Source organism: Streptococcus oralis, from assembly GCF_003944215.1.
Taxonomy (GTDB): domain Bacteria; phylum Bacillota; class Bacilli; order Lactobacillales; family Streptococcaceae; genus Streptococcus; species Streptococcus oralis_BI.
In genome coordinates this window covers 22,501-45,389 of sequence record NZ_RJVZ01000015.1, presented here as the reverse complement: position 1 = coordinate 45,389, position 22,889 = coordinate 22,501, and the positions used below count along the sequence as shown (strand labels likewise).

At 41.6% G+C, this 22,889-nt stretch carries 26 protein-coding genes; 2 read left to right on the top strand and 24 right to left on the bottom strand.

What is annotated here, in order from left to right; all coding sequences use genetic code 11:
* Positions 1-6 precede the first annotated feature (6 nt).
* The 16 genes from D8804_RS08450 to tgt all read right to left on the bottom strand — a co-directional run bounded on the left by D8804_RS08450 (position 7) and on the right by tgt (position 12,868).
* On the bottom strand, positions 7-819 hold the full coding sequence (locus D8804_RS08450; RefSeq protein WP_000728102.1) for a YidC/Oxa1 family membrane protein insertase: 813 nt from the start codon (positions 817-819) through the stop codon (positions 7-9).
* On the bottom strand, positions 794-1,165 hold the full coding sequence (gene rnpA / locus D8804_RS08445) for a ribonuclease P protein component (RefSeq protein ID WP_000748124.1): 372 nt from the start codon (positions 1,163-1,165) through the stop codon (positions 794-796). Before rnpA ends, D8804_RS08450 begins: the two co-directional genes overlap by 26 nt.
* Before the next feature lie 159 nt (positions 1,166-1,324).
* Positions 1,325-2,515: an acetate kinase gene (locus tag D8804_RS08440; RefSeq protein ID WP_125399475.1), complete on the bottom strand. Its 1,191-nt coding sequence runs from the start codon at positions 2,513-2,515 to the stop codon at positions 1,325-1,327.
* Between the two features lie 49 nt (positions 2,516-2,564).
* Positions 2,565-3,518: a class I SAM-dependent methyltransferase gene (locus D8804_RS08435; RefSeq protein ID WP_125399474.1), complete on the bottom strand. Its 954-nt coding sequence runs from the start codon at positions 3,516-3,518 to the stop codon at positions 2,565-2,567.
* Positions 3,519-3,576: 58 nt separating this feature from the next.
* Positions 3,577-4,167 (bottom strand): class I SAM-dependent methyltransferase, encoded by a 591-nt coding sequence (locus tag D8804_RS08430; protein ID WP_125399473.1) that lies wholly within the window; start codon positions 4,165-4,167, stop codon positions 3,577-3,579.
* Positions 4,168-4,199: 32 nt separating this feature from the next.
* Positions 4,200-4,613, bottom strand: coding sequence for a competence type IV pilus minor pilin ComGG (comGG, locus tag D8804_RS08425; protein ID WP_125399472.1), 414 nt, complete (start codon positions 4,611-4,613; stop codon positions 4,200-4,202).
* Complete coding sequence (comGF, locus tag D8804_RS08420) at positions 4,591-5,052, bottom strand: competence type IV pilus minor pilin ComGF (protein WP_125399471.1); 462 nt, start codon at positions 5,050-5,052, stop codon at positions 4,591-4,593. Before comGF ends, comGG begins: the two co-directional genes overlap by 23 nt.
* Positions 5,015-5,317: a competence type IV pilus minor pilin ComGE gene (gene comGE, locus D8804_RS08415; protein ID WP_185774054.1), complete on the bottom strand. Its 303-nt coding sequence runs from the start codon at positions 5,315-5,317 to the stop codon at positions 5,015-5,017. The genes comGF and comGE overlap by 38 nt, the downstream gene beginning before the upstream one ends.
* Positions 5,280-5,714, bottom strand: coding sequence for a competence type IV pilus minor pilin ComGD (gene comGD, locus D8804_RS08410; protein WP_125399470.1), 435 nt, complete (start codon positions 5,712-5,714; stop codon positions 5,280-5,282). The genes comGE and comGD overlap by 38 nt, the downstream gene beginning before the upstream one ends.
* Positions 5,677-6,000: a competence type IV pilus major pilin ComGC gene (gene comGC, locus D8804_RS08405; RefSeq protein ID WP_125399469.1), complete on the bottom strand. Its 324-nt coding sequence runs from the start codon at positions 5,998-6,000 to the stop codon at positions 5,677-5,679. Before comGC ends, comGD begins: the two co-directional genes overlap by 38 nt.
* A 1-nt stretch (position 6,001) precedes the next feature.
* The gene (gene comGB, locus D8804_RS08400) at positions 6,002-7,018 is read right to left on the bottom strand and encodes a competence type IV pilus assembly protein ComGB (RefSeq protein ID WP_125399485.1); all 1,017 of its coding nucleotides are present in this window, start codon (positions 7,016-7,018) and stop codon (positions 6,002-6,004) included.
* Positions 6,966-7,907, bottom strand: a complete 942-nt coding sequence (gene comGA, locus D8804_RS08395; RefSeq protein ID WP_125399468.1) for a competence type IV pilus ATPase ComGA — start codon at positions 7,905-7,907, stop codon at positions 6,966-6,968. Before comGA ends, comGB begins: the two co-directional genes overlap by 53 nt.
* A gap of 63 nt (positions 7,908-7,970) precedes the next feature.
* Positions 7,971-8,336 carry a DUF1033 family protein gene (locus D8804_RS08390; protein WP_000286399.1) on the bottom strand — a complete coding sequence of 122 codons (366 nt, stop codon included), beginning with the start codon at positions 8,334-8,336 and terminating at the stop codon, positions 7,971-7,973.
* A 148-nt stretch (positions 8,337-8,484) separates the two neighbouring features.
* Positions 8,485-9,636 carry an N-acetylglucosamine-6-phosphate deacetylase gene (gene nagA / locus D8804_RS08385; RefSeq protein WP_093587045.1) on the bottom strand — a complete coding sequence of 384 codons (1,152 nt, stop codon included), beginning with the start codon at positions 9,634-9,636 and terminating at the stop codon, positions 8,485-8,487.
* A gap of 140 nt (positions 9,637-9,776) precedes the next feature.
* A complete protein-coding gene (locus D8804_RS08380; protein ID WP_093587043.1) occupies positions 9,777-11,594 on the bottom strand; it encodes an acyltransferase family protein in 1,818 nt (605 codons plus the stop codon).
* A gap of 131 nt (positions 11,595-11,725) precedes the next feature.
* Positions 11,726-12,868: a tRNA guanosine(34) transglycosylase Tgt gene (tgt, locus tag D8804_RS08375; protein ID WP_093587041.1), complete on the bottom strand. Its 1,143-nt coding sequence runs from the start codon at positions 12,866-12,868 to the stop codon at positions 11,726-11,728.
* A gap of 116 nt (positions 12,869-12,984) precedes the next feature.
* Here tgt and D8804_RS08370 point away from each other — a divergent pair, with 116 nt between their 5' ends.
* Positions 12,985-13,842, top strand: a complete 858-nt coding sequence (locus tag D8804_RS08370) for a DUF975 family protein (RefSeq protein WP_125399467.1) — start codon at positions 12,985-12,987, stop codon at positions 13,840-13,842.
* 40 nt (positions 13,843-13,882) lie between these two features.
* Here D8804_RS08370 and D8804_RS08365 read toward each other — a convergent pair whose 3' ends face one another.
* The 8 genes from D8804_RS08365 to D8804_RS08330 all read right to left on the bottom strand — a co-directional run bounded on the left by D8804_RS08365 (position 13,883) and on the right by D8804_RS08330 (position 22,007).
* The gene (locus tag D8804_RS08365) at positions 13,883-14,245 is read right to left on the bottom strand and encodes a DUF1304 domain-containing protein (protein WP_093587037.1); all 363 of its coding nucleotides are present in this window, start codon (positions 14,243-14,245) and stop codon (positions 13,883-13,885) included.
* Between the two features lie 10 nt (positions 14,246-14,255).
* The gene (locus D8804_RS08360) at positions 14,256-14,681 is read right to left on the bottom strand and encodes a MarR family winged helix-turn-helix transcriptional regulator (protein ID WP_093587035.1); all 426 of its coding nucleotides are present in this window, start codon (positions 14,679-14,681) and stop codon (positions 14,256-14,258) included.
* Between the two features lie 158 nt (positions 14,682-14,839).
* Positions 14,840-15,703: a DUF2262 domain-containing protein gene (locus D8804_RS08355; RefSeq protein WP_125399466.1), complete on the bottom strand. Its 864-nt coding sequence runs from the start codon at positions 15,701-15,703 to the stop codon at positions 14,840-14,842.
* 149 nt (positions 15,704-15,852) lie between these two features.
* Positions 15,853-17,040 (bottom strand): LysM peptidoglycan-binding domain-containing protein, encoded by a 1,188-nt coding sequence (locus D8804_RS08350; RefSeq protein WP_125399465.1) that lies wholly within the window; start codon positions 17,038-17,040, stop codon positions 15,853-15,855.
* A gap of 167 nt (positions 17,041-17,207) precedes the next feature.
* A complete protein-coding gene (locus tag D8804_RS08345; protein WP_125399464.1) occupies positions 17,208-17,825 on the bottom strand; it encodes an HAD family hydrolase in 618 nt (205 codons plus the stop codon).
* Positions 17,826-17,828: 3 nt separating this feature from the next.
* A complete protein-coding gene (locus D8804_RS08340) occupies positions 17,829-19,109 on the bottom strand; it encodes an MATE family efflux transporter (RefSeq protein ID WP_125399463.1) in 1,281 nt (426 codons plus the stop codon).
* Positions 19,110-19,169: 60 nt separating this feature from the next.
* Positions 19,170-20,654 (bottom strand): threonine synthase, encoded by a 1,485-nt coding sequence (thrC, locus tag D8804_RS08335; RefSeq protein WP_125399462.1) that lies wholly within the window; start codon positions 20,652-20,654, stop codon positions 19,170-19,172.
* Positions 20,655-20,729: 75 nt separating this feature from the next.
* Entirely contained in the window at positions 20,730-22,007 is a 1,278-nt protein-coding gene (locus D8804_RS08330) for a glutamate-cysteine ligase family protein (RefSeq protein ID WP_125399461.1), read from the bottom strand.
* Positions 22,008-22,224: 217 nt separating this feature from the next.
* On the opposite strand from D8804_RS08330, the gene D8804_RS08325 reads away from it, so the two are divergent.
* Positions 22,225-22,800 (top strand): IS3 family transposase, encoded by a 576-nt coding sequence (locus D8804_RS08325; RefSeq protein ID WP_125399460.1) that lies wholly within the window; start codon positions 22,225-22,227, stop codon positions 22,798-22,800.
* Positions 22,801-22,889 lie beyond the last annotated feature (89 nt).

Below are 22,889 nucleotides of genomic sequence, written 5' to 3'. Positions count from 1 at the left end.
TCCTTATTATTTCGTTTTCTGAGCCTTTTTCTTGGCTTTTCTTTTTCTATTTTCCAAATCTTTTTTAGCTTGTACTTCCGCCTCACGCGCTGCAATAATCTTAAAAGGATTATTTAAGAAGTAAGTTTGCAAAACTTGATAAGCATTGGATACTGCCCAGTACAAGGCTACGCCACTAGGTGAAGAGATGGCAAAGATAAAGATCAGTACAGGCATCCCGTACATCATCCCTGTCATAGCTCCACTTCTTTCAGGTAAAGCCTTATTCGATAACCAACTACTTAAGAAGGTAAAGACTGCTGCCAAAATCGGAAGGATAAAGCTTGTGTCTACTCCCCCAAGGTTCACCCACAAAAAATGCCCTGTTTTCAAAAAGTCTACTCGAGTCAAGGCTTGGAAGAGAGCCAAGAGAACCGGCATTTGAATCAAAATCGGCCAGAGAGAAGAAGAGTGTTTGACCCCTAATTCTTTATAGACCTTCCGCATCTCCTGATCCAGCTTGGTTCTACTTTCCATATCACGACCTGGATATTGTTCTTGCAGAGCCTTGATGCGTGGTTGAGCCTCTTGCATTTTTCTAGAGGCCACCATCTGAGTCTGAAAGACTGGCAATAGAATCGTACGAATCAGGATCGTAAAGAGGATAATCCCCACTCCGATACTAACGTCAAAGGACAAGAAGCGGATGATTTCAGCAAAAAAATAGACAAATTTACTCCATATATCTGTAGAATCTGCTGCAACATCGCTTGTCCCACAGGCTGTCATGACAAACAAGGACAAGCCCAGCAAACTAGTCAACTGTAGTTTCTTTTTCACTCCTAATTCCTTCCCGGTAAATCTTTGATAACTTTAATACGTGGAGTAGATTTTTCTCCATTTCTGCATAATCCAAGCCTTCAACCCCTTTTCGAGCAATTACAACAAAATCAACGTTATCAGCTAACTGCTCCCTTACACTTAGCAAAATGTGTCGAATCCGTCTTTTAATTTGATTTCTGGTGACTGCATTCCCTAATTTCTTACTGACGGACAGCCCTACTCGAAAATGACTTTTCTGATTTTCCAATTGGTAGACAACAAATTTACGATTAGCAAAACTTGTTCCATCCGTGAAAATCGCCTTAAAATCTTTCTCTCTTTTTACACGAAAGCTTTTCTTCAAAACTCCACTCCATCTATTAAATTACTACTATTATACCATAAATTTCAAAAAAGCCAATAATGACAAGGTTTTACACTGTTTCAACAACAAAAAGTTGGGAAAATTTATCTCCCAACTCCTTTTTATTGTATCTTACCTTGTAATTTTATTCAGTTCTTCTTACTTTTTCAAGCGTTCAACGTCACGAGCGATGACCAATTCTTCATCTGTCGGGATGACTAAGACACGAACTTTAGCAGCATCAGTCGAAATATCTCCTGTAGCGCCAAAGACATTCTTTTCAGGATCCACATCACAGCCAAACCAAGAAATACCTTCAATAACCATCTGACGAATCGTTACAGAATTTTCTCCAATTCCGGCTGTAAAGATAATGGCATCTGCACCGTTCAAAACTGCCAAATACTGACCAATATACTTTTGGATACGATCCACAAAAATCTCATTTGCCAGTTGCGCTTTCTCATCACCCGCATGCATAGCTTCGTGAATATCACGCATATCGCTTGATCTCTCAGAAACACCCAAAAGTCCTGACTCACGATTGAGAATTCGACTGATATCCTCTGGTGTATTAAAGTCATCTGTATGTTGCATTAAATAGGGAATAATTGCCGGATCAATATCACCTGTACGAGTACCCATCATAATACCACCAAGTGGAGTAAAGCCCATAGATGTATCAACAGACTGACCGCCTTTGACAGCTGTAATAGAACCACCATTTCCAATATGACAAGTAATCAATTTCAACTCTTCTAGGGGGCGACCTAAAATTTTAGCTGCTTCTCCTGCTACAAACTGATGACTTGTCCCGTGGGCTCCATACTTACGAACTTTATTTTCAGTGTAGTATTTGTTTGGAAGAGGGTAACGATAGGCTTTCTCTGGCATTGTTGTATGGAATGATGTATCAAAAACAACAACGCTGGTAATATCTGGAAGCAATTCCTTAAATGCGCGAATTCCTGCTGCGTTGGCTGGGTTGTGAAGAGGAGCTAAAAGTCCCAACTCTTCAACCTTTTCCAAAACATCACCCTCTACCAAGGTTGACTCTTTGAAATATTCGCCACCAGCCACAACACGGTGCCCAACACCTGTAATCTCATCATAAGATTTGATGATATCGAAACGAATCAAATCATCCAATAAAATTTTAACAGCTTGTGTGTGATCTTCAATATCAAGAATTTGTTGTTCAGAACGGCCATCAAATTTTACAGTTGAGATAGAGTCCTTCAAGCCAATACGTTCAATCAAGCCTTTCGCCAATACTATTTCTTCTGGCATTTGGTAAAGTTGCCATTTCAAACTCGAGCTTCCTGCATTGATTGCAATTGTTTTTGTCATAACATGATACCTCTTTTAAGCGTTTTCAACTATTATAACAAAATTTACCTTACATTTCAGTACCTTTGCTCCATTTTTGAAAATTTTCTTTGAATTTCATTAATGCAGCTGGATCTTGCAGACTGGTCAAAGGATAGACAAATGGTTCTATTTCCTTGTCTCTTTTCTTCTGTAAGACAAAAATACTTTTAGCTTGGCTTGCAGTTGAGAAAATATCCTCTGGCAGAGCGATGATAGCAGCCAGACTCACTTCGTCTTTGAGCCAACCTTTTAACAAATCACTTTGAGGACTGGTCAACAAGTCGCTCGGAGCTAGAAAAATAGCATAGCCATCTGACTTGAGGTACTTGAGACCTTGTTCCATCAGCAAATGATGGGCATAGGTATGTTCTTGACTAGAAGCCACTTGATAGCGTGAAGCGATGGCATCGTCTGGGTAATAGCCGACAGGCAAGTCGCTAATGACCACATCGCTTTCTTTAAGCATTTGCGGACGAACGGCATCACCTTGGACAAATCCTGCCTGCAAACCAATCACATCTGCCATGCTAGCCGCCAAATCAATCAGCAAGTCATCCACTTCAATTCCCAAGTAATCTACTTTTTTAGCAAGAGATATCAAGAAAGTAGCACCCAGAATTCCCACTCCAGAACCTATTTCGAGGATGCTAATTTCCTCTTTATCAAGCAACTCTTCCACAATAAGTACCAAGAGGAGAGCAATGGCATCCGGCGTAAACTGGTGATTGGCTTGCAAAGGCTCAGTTTGTCCTGCCTTCATCAAGAGAAACTGGTAGGTCTTGAGCCACTCTTCCTTGCGAAGTGCTAAGCGCTTAAGGGCTTGATTGTTTTCCTTTACATTCTCTAGCTCAGTTTCGCCATCCAGATAGATGCTGTTTTGCTCTACCAAGGCGTCATAAAAGTTGGTCGCCAAATCACTTTGGATGACTTGGACATTCTCTAGTAAATACGTATAAGCTTGTTCAATTTTTTCAAAATCCATATTCCTATCTTATCAAATTTCCCCTATTTTTTCCATCTGAAGAGAAAAAATCACTGCTTTAGTGAGCGAGTGATTTTTGGGCTACAGTTAAAAAGAGCTCTGCGTAATTTCCTAGGAAAAGATCTTCAGCACTGTAAAGAATCTGACTGTCAATGCTCGAAAAACCAAACTGGTCGAGTTTGTTTTCCAGTTCAGCTAATTCAAATCCGTGGTGGTTGGTATCTGTCTTGACAAAGTCAGCAATGAGGACCTGTCCATTCTCCCTAAGATGATAGTGAAACATGGCAAGAGTCGCATCTAGATCAGGCATATGATGAAGAACTCGACTGACAACAATCAGGTCAAATTGCTGCTCCAAGGGATTTGCCAGTAAATCCTGCTCCAAGAGTTGAAGATTCCTGATTTCTTGGTCCTCTGCTTTCAAACGGGCTTGCTCCAGCATTTTCTCCGAGATGTCTACAAGGGTAACCGACTTGGCCTGCTTAGCTAGGGGCAAGGCTAACAGACCCGTCCCACCACCAAAATCCAGTATTTCCTTGTCTGATAGAAGAGCAATCTGTTTTTCAACTGCTTGACAAATCAAGTTGGCAAGAAAGATATTTTTGGGCGAATCAAAGGTTTCTGCTTTGTGATTAAAATCATGTTTCATGCTTTTAGTTTAACACAAAGAAGTTGAATTGCCTAGAAATTGCCTTTCTTATCTGCCTTATGGTCTGTTTTTTGTTGATTAGATTCTGGGCTTGAATCAGTCTCTACCTGTTGCTTTTTATCCGTTTTCTTTTCCTTGGGTTTCATCGAAGGAAGGAGGAATTCATAGTTTCTCTTATTCATTCGAACACTTGTTGCAAAACCTGTTTTGGTATTTTGATAAGTGACTTTTCCTAAGTTAAAGACTCGTTCCCCACTTTCCCGCTCAGCCTTATCTTTGCTTCGTTTGGCCATAGCAAAAGCGACCAACTTTTCTTTATTTAAGGCAAAGTCTTTGTGATGGGCGACTTGCCGATTCAAATAAAACTGTAACAATAGACTAAAGATGGCTGCCATAGCGACTGCATATAGGAGAACACCTGCCTTAACTTTTTGATTTTTCCACACGATAGATGAATTCCCTTTCTAAGCCTTTTTGAAATTGGAAGCGAAAGCGAACCAATTGATTTTCCTCTGTGATTTGTGCTGATTTGAGGCCATAAACCATTGGCTGGTAACCCCGTCCACTGCTATCGGTCTTCCGAAAGTCGTCCGATTTAGCCTTCCCCATAGCGATATCCTTGCCATCTTGCTTCACATAGAGGCGATTGCCCTCCACCTTTTCAAACTGCGAACGCTCTAACTCAGTCTCTAGCTGATCCACAAACAAGAGCCACTCCTTTTGCTCGCTTTGTTGCTGGTAACGAACTTCTGAAATGAGGAGCTGACTCATGGCTTGAAAGAGGAGCAAGCTTCCACTGATGACGATAAGGGCAATCAGAGATTCTAGAAGAGTGAACGCCTTAACCTTACTGCTCTTTAAGCTCGAGCAACTTCTCTGAACCATGGTAGACCTCCAATCCTTTTTCACTAGCAAACACCTGGATCTCAACCCCATTTACCTTTACCTGATTTTGACCTGTTTGCAGAGCCATCTTCGCCACACGCAAGACTTCCTCCTTTTGCAATATTTCTGCCTCTTCTTGTCTATTTTTCTGAATTTGTCCCAAGAGGAGGGTTGCAATACTGGCAAATATGGCTAGCGCTACTACCGCTTCCAGTAAAATCACTGCCTTAATCTTTTGTTTCTTTAATGCGTTTAATTTTTCCATTTCCTAGATATAATCGATAGCTGATTGCTCCTTTTCTGGTCTGAAATTCAACCTTAGCCAGAGATCTATTTCCACCAGCTCGGTCAAAGTGAATCGTCTGTCCTGATGGTGCCTGAATCCCTTTAGGAACGGTCAATTTTTGACTGCCATTACTAATCGTCTGCCCATCTAAGTTTAGACTGGTCTTTTGTTGACTAGCTACACTATGCTCTTGAGTTTCACGGTATAGTTCTTCAAATTCCATGAAAAATATCTGCTCTTCCACTGCTGCAAAAGTGGACTGGACTGAGCCAGATAAAGCCAAAGCAATGATACTCACAAGTCCCAAAACTAAGAGACTTTCCAGCATAGTAAAGGCCTTAATCTGCAACAGTTTGACTTGTTTTTTGTTTTGCATGGTATTCTTTATAGGCTTTAGCTTGCTCAGCAGTGATACGCCCGTCTGCCTCTAATTTACTCAAACTAGCATCTTCATTTTTATCCAGACGATAAAGTTCTGCCTGACTTTCCACCACCTTGACAACAGCAGCTTTTCCTTTGTCATCAACGGCATCCTTTTGCTTGGTCAAATTAGGCACAAAGAGCAAGAGAAGAACGCTGATGATTAAAAGGACCACCAACATTTCCACGAGAGTAAAGGCTTTCGCCTTGGCTTTTTTCAAATTTGTCATAAGTTTTTTCATTTTAAAAATTTACCTCCATATTTTGATACATGGGCATGAGCATTGCCGCATAAAGTAAAACGATAATCAGGGCCACAAAGATAAAGACCAGTGGCTGCACCAAATTCATGGTGCGGTTGACTCGGGTAAAAAAGGCTTCCCAAGTTTTTTCAGCATAGATTTCCAACTCACTCCCCAGCTTGGACTTGACTTCTCCATACTCGATGATAAGACTCAACTCCTTTTTAAAGAAAGGATAGGTCGCTATGGTTTGAGAAAATTCGCGGCCATTTTGCAGGGCTTGAGCCAAATCTTGACCGATTTCTTTAAAGAGCTGAGAGCCTTGTTCCTGCATGATCTGAAAAATCTGCGTCAACTCCATCCCCTGCGAAATCATATTGCCCCATTCACGCGCATAATAGGCCGTCAGATAAGTCTGGACAAAGATTCCAAGAAAGGGAATCCGTGCTAACATCGAGAAGACCCGCATCTTGGAACTTCTTTTATAGAAAGTGAGAGCTAAAAGTAGAGACAGAGAGCAAACCAGCACTAGGCCCAGAAAAATTTGTGGCAGATTACCGATGATTTGGGTGGCGATATTGCTACTGTCCAGTTGGGGGAGCAAATAATTCCTCAACCCCAGCATGATTAGCAGGAGAAATCCCAGCAAAATCAGGGGATAAGTCGCCACTTCGATTAATTTTTTCTTGACCTTGGCCAGATTGTCTAGATACTCTTCTATCTTTCCCAAACTCAGGTGAAGATTCCCGTGCACCTCAGCTAGGGATAATTGGGTCACAATGGCACTTGAAAACCCCAAGCTGTTCATCATTTCTGAGAAAGATTTTCCCTGAGACAAGCCTTGGTGCATCTGGATCACATAGTCCTTTTCCAGCAGGGCACTTCTGCCCAAGAAAGAAATAATTTCCACCAAATGAAAGCCACTGGAGAAGAGGTTGTTAAACAAGGTGATGATTTTCTTCTGCTTAGCTGTAGCTAATTTTTTCCGTTTCAGCCTGAAGACTTGTGATATGTCCATCTTTAAGAAGCTGGTCAATCTGCGCATTCCAGCTAGTTGACTGGTGTTCTTGATAGTCTTTGTTTGCAAAGTCAACGATTCCTCCTCCCCCGATTAATCTCTGGTAGCAGACTCCTTGCAAGACAACTGCTAGTTCCTCCTCCGTCACACCCAACTCCAGAAGGCGTTCATAAACACCTCGGATACTCTTGGCATGAATGGTTGAAAAGACTGTCGCCCCTGTTAAACTGGCTCTAACTACTGCACGCGCCGTCTCGCTATCACGAATTTCACCGATAATCAGGAGATCCGGACGATGTCGGAGAGACAGTTTGATCAGATTTTCATAGGTCAATCCAATCGCCTCATTCAACTGCAACTGGAGCATGTCTTCCTGCTTGATTTCTACTGGATCTTCAATGGACATGACCTGCTGCCCCTTAAACAGAGACTTGGCTAATTCGTGCATCAAGGTCGTCTTGCCACTTCCGACTGGACCTGCAAATAGATAGAGTCCTCTTTGCCTGTACTGCTTGCCCAGTTCTCCAATATCCTGAAACCAGAAATGCAGATCCTGCTCCTCATCGTGTAACAAACGAATGACCAAACTCTCATGTCCCCGATAATCTCCCACGGTAGACAAACGCAGAGAAGACACCTTCTCCCCATGCTGGTAGTCGCAAGAGCCCAGCTGACTACGCCTCTTCTCTCCTACATTCATACCCGCTACAAACTTAAAATGACTAATCACAGCAGCTAAAACATCAAACTCATAGGAGTCAACTAGACACCGTTCGTCTCCAACCCGCATGTGAAGCTCGTAGGACTTTTCCTTGGGGATAAAATAGATATCCTGAGCTCCTTTTTTCTTAGCAGTAGCAATAATTTTCTGTGCAATTTCTTGTACCATAGCTCCCTCCTTATCTAGACTATTCGCAAAAAAATTAAAAAAGCAACTTAAAAAGTTACTTTTTTATCTCCATTTCATGCGGCAAGAACGGTGTTTTTCTTGACCTGTTTGTTTTTCGTAGCCTGGACGTAGCTTTTCATCGGGGATGACTTGCTCATCCTGTAAAAGTGCCAAAGAATGGTACTGTTGCAAATACTCATCGCACTCATCACACCAGCGTTGGTCAGCAGGATCCCAAAAAATAGTCATCAAATCACTCCGACTCTTATAAAGAGGATTCTTCTTTTCCAGCTCAAACCAGCATGATTTATAATATTTTAGAGCATCATAATACTTGTCAAAAGATTGACTCATGATGACATCTTCTTCCCAACCTTCTATGAACCACCACGGTTCAAAATCCCCATACATTTCTATAACACGATACATTCTTACTACTTCCTTTGTACCGTATATTATAACGAATTTTCTAGAACAATGAAAGGATTTTGCTTCATTATAGAACAATCCTCTAGCTTTCTGAAGATACCTATGAATAGAAAAGCAAAGGCTGAGTCATCACAGCCTCTGCTTTTTATTATGCTTGATAACGTTTCACACCATCTAGGTAGGTTGCAACTAATTCCAAATCTTTATCTAGTACGATAAAGTCAGCATCGTAGCCTTCACGGATTTGTCCACAAACATCATCGATGTGAACGGATTTTGCTGGGTTGAAGCTCGCCATCATGACCGCTTCATGCGGATTCGCAATTCCCCATTCAACCACATTCTTCAAACCATCTTTGAGTTTAAGGATAGAACCTGCCAAATTGCCTGTAGATTTGAGGCGAGCAGTTCCATTGGCAACCACTACCGGAAACTCTCCCAACATGTAGTCGCCGTCTTCCAATCCACCCGCTGTCATACAGTCTGTGATAAGAGCAATATTTTCTGTTCCTTTTTGTTTGATAAGAATTTCGCAGGCTTTTGGATCCACGTGATGACCGTCACAGATCAACTCTGCATAGGTATGTGGCAATTCATACATGGCTCCAACCATACCGAGTTCACGGTGAGTCAACCCACGCATCCCATTGTAGGCATGTACCCAAACGCTTGCTCCAGCATCGACTGCTTTTTTAGCTTCATCAAAAGTCGCATTTGAGTGTCCTAGAGCAACAGTCACTCCTTCACCCGTAATCGTACGAACAAAGTCTTCTACACCTTCACGTTCTGGCGCAAGGGCAATTTTATTAAGCAAACCATTGGCTGCTTTTTGCCAAGCACGAAACTCATCCATACGAGGGTCCTTCATATAGGCAGGGTTTTGAGCTCCCTTGTATTTTTCTGTGAAATACGGACCTTCAAAATAGATCCCACGAATCTTAGCTCCACTTGCTTCCTGGTAACGGGCACCGATATTTTCTGTTACTGCGAGCAATTGCTCATAAGAAGAGGTCAAAGTAGTTGGCAAGAAACTCGTTACTCCCATGCTGAGGAGCCCTTCACTCATGGTATGAAGTGTTCCTTCGATGTTATTATCCATGACATCCACACCACCAAAGCCATGAATGTGGGTATCCACAAGTCCTGGAGCAATGCTGTAGCCTGTATAGTCAATCACCTCAGCTCCTTCAGGAATCTGTTCTACATGTTTTCCAAACTTGCCATCCACAAGTTCCAAGTAACCGCCACGACGAACTCCGTGTGGGTAGAAAAACTGATCCGCTTTAATATAATTAGGCATAATGATAACCTCCTTGATAGATTGATTCTAGAATTTATTATGTCAATTACATTATAAACCTTTCTTTTTCATTTGTAAATGGTATAGACCTCTTTTCTGGAGATATTTTAAAAGAGCTGGATATCTCCAACTCTTTGATTTTATTTTGATTTCACAGGTAGTTCTTGAGCGGCCTTAACAGCAGCTGCAATCGTCTCTGCGTAAAGTTTAGCACCTTCTTCAATCATGTTGCTATCATTTCCAAAGTGGACTTGGTCGGTTCCAGCCCAGATTTCAGGGTGTTCCTTAGCAACCTTATTCCAGTCAGCGATGCTCACGTAAGGATTCTTTTCAGCTAATTCCCGTGCATAAGTCGCATACTGCTCAACTGATTTGTAAGTTTCCTTGCTCTTGTCACCTTCATAAGGAGTTACAAGAATCAGATGGTGGCCTTTGGGGAGGTTTTTAACTATCGTATCTAAGTCATCTTTATAATTCTCTGGTCCGTTTACACCCGTTGCAATGACAACTGTTTTTAGAAGTACCTTGTTCTGGCTGTTATTGAGCATGATGTCATTGGCTTGCTTAGTTGTCCGACTAACTTGAGCGTTGATATTTGCTTCAGGAAGGGCCTCTTGTAAGGCTGTATTAGCACGCAAGGCTACCGAATCTCCAATCAGACTCGTTCCCTCAGAAATTCCAAGTCGGCTAGCCTCTGCTTGCTCAGCAAGAGTCTTTGTTTGCCCTATATTGGTCTGGGCTTGTTTAAAACCATTGACCATCAAGTCTGTCTCAAAAGCTCCAACTTGGGGAGCCACAGCTATGATAATCAAGGTAAGCAAGGTAAGAATGCCAGCAGCACCAGCACTAATTGGTTTAATATGAGGCAATCGACTAATCTTCCGTATTAAAGGATTGGATTTACCAGCAATCAACGGCTCAATAATATAGAAGGATAGGATAGCAAAGAAATAAGAAAAGATGACTGTTAAAATAACAGCGGGCAAATTACTCATCAACTGAGAAAAGATAATATAAAAAGGCCAGTGGAAGAGGTAAACCGCATAGCTAGTATCCGCTAGAAATGTGATTATCCGAGGTTCTTGTATCTCAGGCGTTTTCTCATGCAAGACACGCGCAGCAAGAATCATGGCCACGGCCGCTAAACTCGCCAGTAAGAAACCAAATAGATAAGCGAACAGGTAGGTAAACTTGATAAAGAAGGTCAAGAGTACTAATACCAAGAGACCTGCGGCAAACACCAGTAGATTCTGACGAAGATCCCACATCCGGTCAAACTGCTTGACTAAATCGCTCGTCTGACGAACACCCACAACCGTCGCCAAAATACTTCCTAAAAAGAAGGGATAGATATGGGTTAAACTTGAAAAGTAGACAGACGAATGGGAACTAGCCATTAGACTACCAATAAACATGGAGAAAAAGCTAATGATGAAAGCTCCCGCAGAAAGGAGAAATACCATCCCTCTCAATTGACTACTAGATTTTGAACGTTTGGATAAGAACCAAACCGCTAAGCCCCAAAGAATATAGTAGTGAACCTCAACAGCTAGACTCCAGTTGTGAACAAAGAGATGCGGAATGAACTGAGATTCGTAACTTCCCCCTGTTAACATCTCATAGAAGTTGGTCATAAAACCGAGAACTCCAGCAATCTGGCCGCCAATTCCAGCAACATAGTCTTGACGAACCAAGAAAGTAAAAGGCATGGTCACTAAAACCATCAGCACCACAGGTGGCACGATACGATAAAACCGTCTCTTAAAAAAGCCCAGCAAATCAATCTGACGTGCCTTCCCAAATTCTTCTAAAAGGAGGGAAGTGATCAAAAATCCTGAAAAAGTGAAAAAGACATCTACCCCAAAGAAGCCTCCAGGAAAGATGGTCTGAAAGAAGTGGTACAAAAGCACCAAAAGTAAACCTGTAATCCTAATCAAGGAAAACCATTTAATACGCATACGAGTCTATTCCCCACTCAATTAGATCGTAAAAACATCTAATTTTTATTCCATAATACACCTTATTTTATCAAAAAAAGAAGAAAAATCCTAAGAGAAAACTTAGGATTTTGGCATTCTAATTTTACACTTTAAAAATTACGTCCTGACTTGTTGTAGCCATATTTTTCCACAAAATACTCACGAAATTCCAAGAGATTGTCATCCATGATGGCTTGACGGACCTGCTTCATCAGATTGAGCAAGAAGTAGAGATTGTGGTAGCTAGTCAAGCGGATACCGAAGGTTTCGTCAGCCTTGAGCAAGTGGCGAAGGTAGGCGCGTGTATAGTTCTTACATGTGTAGCAATCACACTCAGGATCCAGTGGCGTAAAGTCCTCAGCGAACTGGGCATTCTTGACAACCAAACGACCTTGGCTGGTCATACAAGTCCCGTTACGAGCGATACGAGTTGGCAAGACACAGTCAAACATATCCACCCCACGAATGACCCCATCAATCAAGCTATCTGGGGCTCCCACTCCCATCAAATAGCGAGGTTTGTTTTCAGGAAGGAGTTGAGTTGTGAAATCCAAGACTGCATTCATCTCTTCGTGCGTTTCTCCCACTGCCAAACCACCGATAGAGTAGCCTGGAAAGTCCATGCTAATAAGATCATGAGCCGATTGGCGGCGCAAATCTTCAAATCCTGCCCCCTGCACAATCCCAAACAAGCCTTGGTCATGTGGACGACGGTGAGCCTTCAAACCACGTTCAGCCCAACGACTAGTACGCTCGATGGATTTCTTAACGTAATCATAGGGTTGGTAAAACTGAGGACATTCATCAAAAGACATCATGATGTCTGAGCCTAGATTGTTCTGAATAGAGATGGCTTTTTCTGGCGATAGGAACATCTTGGAACCATTGAGATGGTTTTTAAAGGTTACCCCTTCTTCTGTGATATTACGGCTATCTGCTAGAGAATAAACCTGAAAACCACCACTATCCGTCAGGATTGGCTGGTCCCAGTTCATGAACTTGTGGAGACCGCCTGCGCGTGCGATGAGTTCGTCCCCTGGACGGAGCCACAGATGATAGGTATTAGAGAGGATAATTCCTGATCCCATCTCCTTCAACTCCTCTGGTGACTGGGTCTTGACAGTTGCTTGGGTCCCAACCGGCATAAACATAGGTGTCGGGAAGGTACCATGCGGAGTGATGATTTCTCCCAGACGGGCTCCCGTGTGTTTTTCTTTCTTAATCAAACGGTATTTGATTGGTGAATCTGACATTTTCTACCTCCGAAGCTGGGAAAGACAGTCCCAGTTCATACTTTGCGCCCAAAGGCATACTGTATGATTTTATCAAAAAAACCAAGAACTGTCACGAACTATGGTATAATGAAAGAATGAAATACCCAAAAATTGATTTAAAAAACATCCGTCTGCAGACGAGGCAATTTCAGGCTGAAAATCCCCGCCTCTTTCTCGTCTATCTCTTACCTAGCATACTGGTCATCTTATCAGGCTTTCTCAACCCCTTGGCTCGTCTCCAAGAAAGTGTTTTAGAGCAATCCTTTTTCAGCATGCTGGCGCAAGTGCTCCAAACCTATCTCTTCCCACTAGTGGTTTCTTTTGTGAGCACGATTTTTCTAGCAGGTGCTGCTTTTGCGACACTCCGACTCTTCAAGGATCCTGATACGGAACTCTCAGTAAAATCAAGCCTGACCCTCTTTGCGGAAGAGCGCTTCTCGCAAACCTTTCTAACCCTGCTCCTCAAACGTTTCTACCTCTTTTTATGGAGCATTCCAAACTTAGTAGGCGTTTATTTTCTCTTTTATAGCAATCTCTTGGCTAGAAGATTTGTTGCCCTACATCCAGAATTTCCAAAACTAGACCTCTCATCAGTTGAAACGGAGCAGTTCCTTATGACCTTTGGACTCTACTTTTTCGCGAGCCTCATCTTGATGATTGTAGGGAACATCCTCTACGTTCCGCAACATTATGCCTACTCGCAGGTAGAATTCCTCCTCTGCGACACTCAGGATTTAGGACAGGCTAAACCCCGTCAAATCCTGAAAACCAGCCGTTTCTTGATGAAGGGTTACAAATTTCAACGCTTTGTCCTAGACTTACAACTACTTCCTTGGTACTTCCTCAATTGGATCACCTTTGGAATTGCTAGTTTTTCAATCCTTCCCTATATCCAGAACAATCACATCTTCTTTTACAGAGCACTACTAGCTCGTAAACGTCGAACTGGATAAGAGCATACAAAAACCAGCGTCCTGAAAGACGCTGGTTTTCTTATTTCAAAAGCAACACACTCAGCAGAGTCAAAATAGCGGGTCCACCTTGCTTCAGAATAATCTTCTTGTCTGCTGTCAGAGAACCGTAGGTCGCTGCACCAAGCACAAATAAAACAAAGATGGTCACAATTTCCAAACTTTGTGAGAAATAAATCCCATACAAGAGAAAGACACCCAGTAAAGCATTATAAATCCCTTGATTTTTAAACAGTGAACTCACTGAAGGACGAGCCAGTTCTTCCTTATCCATATTAAAGACTCGGCTGGTTGCATCTGATTGGGTTGCCATACTCTCCAAATAAAAGATATAAAAATGTTCGAGGGCAACAAGGGTTGCTAAAATAGTAGTAATGATTGACATCGTTTTCTCCTTAAAATTCTATTTTTTCTAGACCTGACACTAGTTTCGTCAGTAAAGTTGTTAGCTCTTTCTGCTCGGCTGTCGATAAGATGCTCTCCATCTGTTCCTTCACTCGCAAATGATGTTTAGGCGGACTGACTAAGAGTTGATTCTTGACTTCTTGGGTTAATTCAACTAAGACTTCTCGCTGATTGGCCGGATTACGCTTGCGACTGACATAGCCCTCTGACTCTAGTATCTTAAAATGACGGGTCAAGGCCGCCTGGTCGATTTGCAACTTCTCCTGAACGGCAATCTGGTTGCAGGGTGACTGCTGCAGTAAAAACTGCAAGATTTGATAGCGGGTCAAACTAATTCCCAATTGTTTCTCAAAAAGTTGAGTGATCATCTGATCTGTTAAATGGAGCTGGTACAGTAAGTCGTTAATTTTTTTCATTTCTACCTCCTTGCGTACACTTGATTTATCAACTATTGACTTATCAAGTATATTACAGAAAGATTAAAAATGCAACCATTTTGCTTACTCACGAAAAATAGCCTCTTGGTTTCAATCCCAAAAGGCTATTATTTCTATATTCTAGATAAAATCCAGCACTAACCTACCAAATCTGCTCGAAGGATTTCTCCCTCTTTATCAATGACAACTTCGATGGCATGGCCTGCAAAAATTTCCTCGCTATCATCATAGTAGAGGGTCAATTCCCCGTCTTCGTTGATCGATAGTTCACTCAAGGAAAGAGAGTTGGTAAAATACTCTTCTGTTAACTCCACATCATTTTCATCTGAATCTATCCAGTCTTGAGCTGTTTCCCACAGTTCTTTGACAATATAGTCTTTAATCCGAGTATCTTGAACTTGGAAAGTTCCCATAAATTTCTTTAGATCATCAAAAGAACTTGGAGGGAGACTTTCATCTGCACTCGCAGCAAAGATAGCATGAATCTTACCACCCTCGTAAGTGATAAATCCTTCAAACCAAGAATAGGCTCTGTTTAAGGTGAATTCGCCAATATCGTCTTGAATGATGACCGGTTTTTGATAGGTTTCAATCAAGGTCTCTAACCTAGAGTCTGAGGATTGGTCATCTAGGTATTCCAGCAAGTGGTAGCAGTTATTAGCTACTTCTGACATATATGGCTCTAACTCCATGAAGGATCGTTTTTGACATTTGATATGATGAATTTTGTAGGGTTCAAAACAAAAGCCCCATCTCTTTTCTTCAAATTCCTCAGGAGTCAATACCCATTCCAAACGTCCCTCACGTTCAGAGAATTCCTGGGTTGCAACATTGACGCTAGCTTTAAAATGAACGGACGGCATTTTACAACCATCTTTTAAAGAAGCGGCCCCAGTTACATTTTGGAGGGTAAAAATCAAGAATTCGACAATTTCACCACAAAATTCCTCTTCAAAATCATCTCTTGTTTTCTCAAATGGAGTTTTTAATCGATTTGTCATTCACTTCATCCTTTATCTCTATGCTTAAAAGCGTTAGTATAGTTTTGTATTCGCTTACATTTTAACATGTTTTAGATTTTATTTCACTTATTAATACTATTTTACACAAAAAGAAGCTACACTTTTAAATGTATAGCTTCTTATTATTCTTAATTCATAGATACGTGAACGTGGTCATAGTGGTTTTCGGTTACGCTACCACGGTCTGGCATTGGATTCCACGTGTAGGCTGGTCCATATTTACTATCGTATGGAGCGTAGAAACGTTGTTTCCAGATGATATAGTTGATACCACGGCTAGCCATATTTTGGACTGCATATTCTGCAATTTGATCTCCGAGTGCTGAACTCACTGGAACCATAAAGTCGATGGCCAATCCTTTACCATGGTCTCCACTGTCACCAGGACGGTATCCACTAAAGGATGTAATTCCAAACAAATTGGCAATTTCTTCTTTAAAGGCTGCAGTTTGTGGTTGTAGACCAGCATTCTCAGACTTGGCTACAGCAAGCCCTGCATAGTCAGGAGCCGCTGGAGCTGAATAAGTTCTTGAAGGAGTTTGACTTTGCTCTGCTTGATAAGTCGAAGTTGCAGTGTCAGAATTTGTTGTTTCTTCTGCTGTACTTGTTCCTCTTGTATCAGCAGGCGTTTCTGCTACTGGTGCTTCTGTTGGAGTTGTTTCTGCCGTTTCATAGGTAGTTGGAGTAGTCGCTTGAGGAGCTTCTTCTTCAACTGGGCGAGTTGTTTCTGCTACTGGTGCTTCCGCTGGAGTCGTTTCAGCTGTTTCTTCAGCTACAGGTGTTTCTGTAGATGGTATCTCTTCAGCAACTGTCGCTGTCTCAGAAACTTCCGAACTTGGCGCTACTTCTGCTGGTTTTTCAGTCTCTGTTGCAGTTGGAGCATCCTCAATTGCTTGAGAAAGGTCTTCTACTTGAACTGTTTGTTCATCGACGGTTACTTGGTTGGTCGTCAAATCAGCTGTCGCAGTCGTCACTTCTTCACTAGCATCTGCTTGAGGAGTTTGGATTTCAACTTCCGTTACTTCTTCTGCCTCATTGACAGTTGTAGTGAGGATAGTATCTGGGAAAATCAAGTCCATATTGGTGATTTTGTTCAAATTAGCAAGAACCGTCACGTCTACTCCCAAAGCTTCTGCAATGGTGCTCAAAGTATCACCATACTGTACTGTATAGCTTGTTTTGTTGTCCGTTTTAGTCAAATCGTTTTTGATTTGCTCAACGGTACGAGCAGTCCAAAGGATCTCCTCTGCTTGAGTTGCCAAAACTGGGGCAAGAGACAAGGCTACTGTTGAGGCTAAAATAATTCTTTTCTTCATTCTTTCCTATTCCTTTCAAATGAGTACCTGTCTATCATATCACAAAAAAAGCAGAAAAAAGCCCTCTCGGGCCTATTTAATAGAACTGTCTATTCCTTGTAACAAACTCGATTACTTGAAATAGTTTGTTAGGTTTCTGTCACGCAACTGACACAATCTTCTCGTTCCTAATCCTCAAAAATACGAGGAATATTTGCCAGTGCTTGAATCCTGTGATTCCCTTTATAAGATGACTCTAAAAAGTTGATGCTTTGAAGGCCGCTATTCTGGGCGAATTCCACATCCAAAGTCCGGTCCCCTATATAATAGGCGTTCTCAGGATTCAGCTGATACTTGTCTAGCAAATATGTCGCCGCTTCTGGATTAGGCTTGCGCGCAAAGCCACTCTGACTGGTTAGAATCTCTGTAAAATAGAACTCCAACCCCAAGTCTCTTAGAATGGTAAAAGCATTGTCCCCTTTATGGGTATAAACAAACTGCTGAATCCCTGCTTCATCTGCCCAAGCTAACACTTCACGCGCACCTGACATTAAAACTACCTGGGCATTCTTCTCAGCCAAACTCTGGGCACGCACCTGATTGAGCACTTCCGCATCCAAATTATTCTCTTCTGCCACCTGCTCCAGCAAATCCTGCACCGAATACTTGAGGATAAACTCTCTCACTTTCTCCTTATCATAAGGAATAGAAAACTGATCAAAGGTTTCCTCAATCCCTGACAAAATCGCTTCGTAAGAGTCCAATAAGGTTCCGTCTAAATCCCAAATAAAAGCTGTTTTTTGCATTTCCTATCCTTTCAAACTCATATAAAGCTGGTAACGGTAGCGTAGAAATAACCATCGAAAACCATTATCCAAAAGGGTTCCTGCCCAAATACCAGGCAAGCCCCAGCCAAGCACAATCCCCATCAGATAGGCTGTTCCAATGCGGATACACCACATCCCGATACTTGTCGCATAAAAGGGGAGGCGAGCATTTCCCAAGCCCTGCCAAACCGCCGTATAGATGACTGTCCCAGTCGCCATAGGAGTTCCTAGTAGTGAGAAAAGTGCCACCAAAACGCTAGCTTCGACCGCAACAGGATCAGTCGTATAGAGGTGTGTCAGTGGTATTCCCAAGGCATAGATGCCAAGTGTTAAGGGCAACATAAGGACAAAAGAAAGCCAAAAGGTTTGTTTGCTTACCTCGTCTACTCTTTCCCAGTCATTCTCTCCAACTGCTCGAGCCACCTGCATGACCGTTGCCGTAGCGACGCCAAAGGCAGGCATGTAGTTAAACTGGGTCAAGACTTCTCCGACTGCATTTCCCGCTACTGCCTCCGTCCCAAAAGAAACAACCAAGGCAATGATGACGACATCTCCAGCTCTCATCATGAGACGTTCTCCCGCTGCTGGTATAGCCAAAGTCAACAAGTCCTTATCTAGACCAAAAGACGGCTTCTCATAAGGCAGTTTTAATTGCGACCATAAAATCACAAGACCAACCAAGCGAGACAGGATAGTCCCCCATGCGACACCAGCTATCCCCATATCAAGAACAAAAATAGCTAGGCTTGAAAAGAGAATATTCAAGGCATTGGATAAAAAACTAACATAGAGGGGTAGACGTGGATTATGCGTTGCACGAATCAGGGCCCCCAAACTGGTCATCAAGCCCAAAAGAACAATCGATCCACCTACCAAAGATAAGTAGAGTCCTCCACTTTCGGCCACAGCCTGCTCAGTTCCCAAAAGTCCTATCATCTCTTGCCCAGCAAAGATGGACAAGGCCCCTAAAAGCAAACTCAACAGCAAGGTAATCTTCAGCGCTTCAGTCACATGATAAGCCAGTTTCGACTGATCTTTCTGCCCCAAACTTTTTGAAATAACACTGGAAATAGCAGATCCCAGAGCAATAAAAATCGCCTGGTAAATGGTGATAATATTGCCAGCCACTGAAACACCTGAAATAGCGATTAAGCCCAAGTGAGCGACCAAGTAACTGTCCACCATTCCCATGAACATCTGCAAAAAGTTTTCCCCCATAGCTGGCAATGCAATATTAAGAATGTCTTTATTTTTCTTAAACAATCCTTCCTCCTGATGAAAAGAAACTCAGTTGATTTCCCAACCGAGTTTACTTCCTCTGTCTTAAAGTCCTAGATAAGCCTCAACCGCTGCTTGCATATCAGCAGCTGCCACTGTTGTCTTATGACGAACTGGCGCGGTTTCAAGGCCGTCAACTGCTGGTGGCACTGCTACTCCTGAAATGTCATGTAATTGAACCAAGGCTTCAAAGTCGGTCAAGCCAACTTTCCCAGTTACCGCTTCTACGGCAACCACTGGGAACTTGTATGGACTAGCTGTTGAAGCAATCACTGTCTTAGTCGCATCGCCAGTAGCCACTTGGTATTTTCTATAAACAGCTGAGGCAACCGCCGTATGTGGATCCTCGATATAGGCATCTGTTTGATAAACACGTTTAATTTCTGCCGCAGTTTCTTCCTCAGTCGCATATTCAGCTGCAAAGAGTTCCAGAATCGCTGCATCAAAGTCTGTCAATTCATATTGTCCTTGTGTACTCAAGGCGTTCATGAGTTCAGCTGTCTTAACCGCATCATTCCCCAAAAGATGGAAAATCAAACGCTCCAAGTTTGAAGATACCAAGATATCCATAGATGGACTAGTCGTTACCTTAAACTCACGTTTCTTATTGTAAACACGTGTTTTAAAGAAGTCAGTTAAAACATTATTGTCATTTGAAGCACAGATTAATTTGCCAACTGGCAGACCAATTTGCTTGGCATAAAAGGCAGCCAAGATATTTCCAAAGTTTCCTGTTGGTACTGTAAAATTGACCTTTTCACCAGCCACAATCTCACCAGACTTGACCAACTGAGCGTAGGCATAAACATAATACACAATCTGTGGTACCAAACGACCAATGTTCATAGAGTTAGCTGATGAAAATTGCAGTTTATTGGCAGCCAACTTTTCACGAAGAGCTACATCGTTGAACATGTGCTTCACATTTGTTTGCGCATCATCAAAGTTTCCATCAATAGCGATAACATGAGTATTGTCGCCAGTCTGAGTAGTCATTTGCAACTCTTGTACCTTGCTGACACCATCCTTTGGATAAAAGACGATAATCTCAGTACCAGGCACATCTGCAAACCCCGCCATAGCCGCTTTCCCAGTATCACCAGATGTCGCAGTCAAGATGACAATCTTGTTCTCCAAACCATGCTTTTTAGCCGCCGTTGTCATAAAGTAAGGCAAGATTGACAAGGCCATATCCTTAAAGGCAATCGTTGAACCATGGAACAGCTCCAAGTTGTATTGCCCATCCAGTTTCACCAATGGCGCAATAGCTGGAGTATCAAACTTGCTATCATAGGCATTGTTGATACAGTAGTCCAACTCCTCAGCTGTAAAGTCATCTAAAAATGCTGACAAAACTAACTTAGCCACTTCTTGGTAAGAAGCATCTTTCAATTTTTCAAAGTCCAAATCTACTTTTGGATAAGTAAGAGGTGTAAATAGACCACCATCCGTCGCCAAACCTTGTAAAATAGCTTGGCTGGCAGTTACTGTATTATTCGCATCGCGCGTTGATTGATAAACTAATGTCATGAATCTCTATCCTTTATCTATAGTCTCTTCCATTATATCATGATTTTTCAGAAAATTCTCCCTTTATAAGAGAAATTATAGGCCCAATTCTTCTTTCAAAGGCTGTAAATAGGTCATTTCTTGCTTGCCTCTCTTCTCCAGTCCTTCCTCGGCTAGAAAGAGTAATTCTTTTGAAAACTCGACAATTGCAGTTTCTTCCTCATCTGTTAGCCTTTTCTTAGAAAATTGTCGCCTCAATGACTTGTAATCACGACCAAATGTGGTTAAAAATGGAGCCTTTTGCAAGTAAGCTTCTAACTTGTCTAAATTAAGCAACAAGCCCAAGTGAAAAGCTGCAGAAGCAAAGGTTCTATCTAGAGGTTGCGTACACACACTACGAAATTCAATAGTCCCTCGAGTCGTTAAGTCTTGGTACTGGTAACTACGATGAGTTTGGAAATCTTCCTCCTGAGGATAAAGAAGAATCTCTTCCCCATCAAGAGCGAAGGCATGAATTTCAGATGTAGTCAAATAGTCCCTAGCCTGAACAGGATAAAAATAATAGGTTTCACCATCCCGCTCCGCAGTAAAGATTGCAGAATGATCTAGATAATCAAAAAAATCATTCTCGTCTTTGAAGAGTCTGGCATTGACACCTACATTCTCTGGATAGATCCCATGCATAGATTTTTCCCAAAAAATATCTCTTGAAATTTTGGTATCCCAATCTGCCCCCGAAAACTCAGAATTGGCAAACAAATAAGCTTTTGCTGCTTCAATTTGCGTAAAAGCATTGATAACACGCAGGTAGTTAGACTTTGAAACGTCCAGTTGAACTTGGCTTCCACAGATAAAAGCACCATATTGCGGGTAATCATGTAAATCTGACCTTAGAACTGTTCTGCTCAACTTCAAATAATTCATTAACATTTGATAACGTGCATAAGCAACAGGTTGATTCTCATTCTTCTCCCAGTATGGATGGATTCCAGAGCCAACTATAGCATGATTTGCTTCCCCAAGTTTTTTCTGAATCAAATCAATGTAGGCTCTAAAACGCTCTTCAACCTCTTGGATGGATTTAGCCCTACCAAAGGCAAACTCAATGGTTGTATAAGCAATCTCAAATAAGATCGTATCTTGGCTGACTGGATCAAGTAACTGAATTGGATTTCCAAAATCATCAACTTTCTCAACTATAAACTTCAAAACAGAAGATAAATACCGAAACAGTTCCTTAACAATCTCAATATCCGTAGCCTTACCCTCTAAATTTACAATAGGATATTCTAACTCAATCCCAATAAATAAATCAGGCTTCTCTTTTATATTTTCTAAGTAGCGCTTCTTAAGCAAGTCAACCGAACGAGACATTAACCACCAAACTCTTTCATAATCTGCATAAAATGTGAATAAGTAATATTATACCAAAATTCCTTTCAAAAACAATTAGAATGATACCCAAAAGTAATTATTGAGCCTTTATAACACTTTAAAAAAGATAGAATTTAGTAGGAAATCATAATCACCCGTCTATGTCCTGATCCCCAAAAGTTAGACAGAAAAAATCTAACTTTTAGGGTGTTTTATTATGAAATTGAGTTATGAAGATAAAGTTCAAATCTATGAACTAAGAAAACAAGGAATCAGCTTAAAGCGCCTTTCAGAAAAATATGGAATTAATCTTTCAAATATTAGATACTTAATCCGGTTGATTGATCGTTACGGAATAGAAAGTATCAAGAAAGGGAAAAACCGTTACTATTTCCCTGAATTAAAGCAAGAAATAATTGATAAAGTTCTGCTGGAAGGTTGTTCACAAAGAAGTGTTTCTCTCGAATTTGCACTTCCAAGTAGTGGAATGCTTCCAAATTGGCTGGCACAATACCAACACGATTCTTATCATCGATTCCTAAAGAGTAAAGGAATTCACGCATCCATGTCACGCAAGGGCAACAGCCCCGACAACGGTATGATGGAGTTCTTCTTCGGTATTTTGAAATCAGAAATGTTTTATGGATATGAGAAGATGTTTCAGTCGCTTGAAGATTTGGAGAAAACCATTGTAAACTACATCGATTACTACGATTACTACAACAACAAACGAATTAAAGTCAAACTAAAAGAACTTAGTCCTGTACAATACAGAACTAAATCCTTTACTTAATTAATTGTCTAACTTTTGGGGGCAGTACAATAGCGGGTGGTTTAGTTGTCTCGCACCTTACGGAGCGAGACGGACTAATAGTCACATAA

What these genes read in the sequence shown, in the direction of transcription:
- D8804_RS08325 (WP_125399460.1), top strand. Translation starts at nt 22,225, where the DNA reads ATGAAATTGAGTTATGAAGATAAAGTTCAAATCTATGAACTAAGAAAA.
- comGC (WP_125399469.1), bottom strand. Translation starts at nt 6,000, where the DNA reads ATGAAAAAACTTATGACAAATTTGAAAAAAGCCAAGGCGAAAGCCTTT.
- D8804_RS08370 (WP_125399467.1), top strand. Translation starts at nt 12,985, where the DNA reads ATGAAATACCCAAAAATTGATTTAAAAAACATCCGTCTGCAGACGAGG.
- D8804_RS08365 (WP_093587037.1), bottom strand. Translation starts at nt 14,245, where the DNA reads ATGTCAATCATTACTACTATTTTAGCAACCCTTGTTGCCCTCGAACAT.
- D8804_RS08440 (WP_125399475.1), bottom strand. Translation starts at nt 2,515, where the DNA reads ATGACAAAAACAATTGCAATCAATGCAGGAAGCTCGAGTTTGAAATGG.
- comGA (WP_125399468.1), bottom strand. Translation starts at nt 7,907, where the DNA reads ATGGTACAAGAAATTGCACAGAAAATTATTGCTACTGCTAAGAAAAAA.
- D8804_RS08380 (WP_093587043.1), bottom strand. Translation starts at nt 11,594, where the DNA reads ATGCGTATTAAATGGTTTTCCTTGATTAGGATTACAGGTTTACTTTTG.
- D8804_RS08355 (WP_125399466.1), bottom strand. Translation starts at nt 15,703, where the DNA reads ATGACAAATCGATTAAAAACTCCATTTGAGAAAACAAGAGATGATTTT.
- D8804_RS08360 (WP_093587035.1), bottom strand. Translation starts at nt 14,681, where the DNA reads ATGAAAAAAATTAACGACTTACTGTACCAGCTCCATTTAACAGATCAG.
- D8804_RS08435 (WP_125399474.1), bottom strand. Translation starts at nt 3,518, where the DNA reads ATGGATTTTGAAAAAATTGAACAAGCTTATACGTATTTACTAGAGAAT.
- thrC (WP_125399462.1), bottom strand. Translation starts at nt 20,654, where the DNA reads ATGACATTAGTTTATCAATCAACGCGCGATGCGAATAATACAGTAACT.
- D8804_RS08330 (WP_125399461.1), bottom strand. Translation starts at nt 22,007, where the DNA reads ATGTCTCGTTCGGTTGACTTGCTTAAGAAGCGCTACTTAGAAAATATA.
- D8804_RS08430 (WP_125399473.1), bottom strand. Translation starts at nt 4,167, where the DNA reads ATGAAACATGATTTTAATCACAAAGCAGAAACCTTTGATTCGCCCAAA.
- comGB (WP_125399485.1), bottom strand. Translation starts at nt 7,018, where the DNA reads ATGGACATATCACAAGTCTTCAGGCTGAAACGGAAAAAATTAGCTACA.
- nagA (WP_093587045.1), bottom strand. Translation starts at nt 9,636, where the DNA reads ATGCCTAATTATATTAAAGCGGATCAGTTTTTCTACCCACACGGAGTT.
- comGE (WP_185774054.1), bottom strand. Translation starts at nt 5,317, where the DNA reads ATGGAAAAATTAAACGCATTAAAGAAACAAAAGATTAAGGCAGTGATT.
- D8804_RS08350 (WP_125399465.1), bottom strand. Translation starts at nt 17,040, where the DNA reads ATGAAGAAAAGAATTATTTTAGCCTCAACAGTAGCCTTGTCTCTTGCC.
- D8804_RS08345 (WP_125399464.1), bottom strand. Translation starts at nt 17,825, where the DNA reads ATGCAAAAAACAGCTTTTATTTGGGATTTAGACGGAACCTTATTGGAC.
- tgt (WP_093587041.1), bottom strand. Translation starts at nt 12,868, where the DNA reads ATGTCAGATTCACCAATCAAATACCGTTTGATTAAGAAAGAAAAACAC.
- D8804_RS08390 (WP_000286399.1), bottom strand. Translation starts at nt 8,336, where the DNA reads ATGTATCGTGTTATAGAAATGTATGGGGATTTTGAACCGTGGTGGTTC.
- comGD (WP_125399470.1), bottom strand. Translation starts at nt 5,714, where the DNA reads ATGCAAAACAAAAAACAAGTCAAACTGTTGCAGATTAAGGCCTTTACT.
- comGF (WP_125399471.1), bottom strand. Translation starts at nt 5,052, where the DNA reads ATGGTTCAGAGAAGTTGCTCGAGCTTAAAGAGCAGTAAGGTTAAGGCG.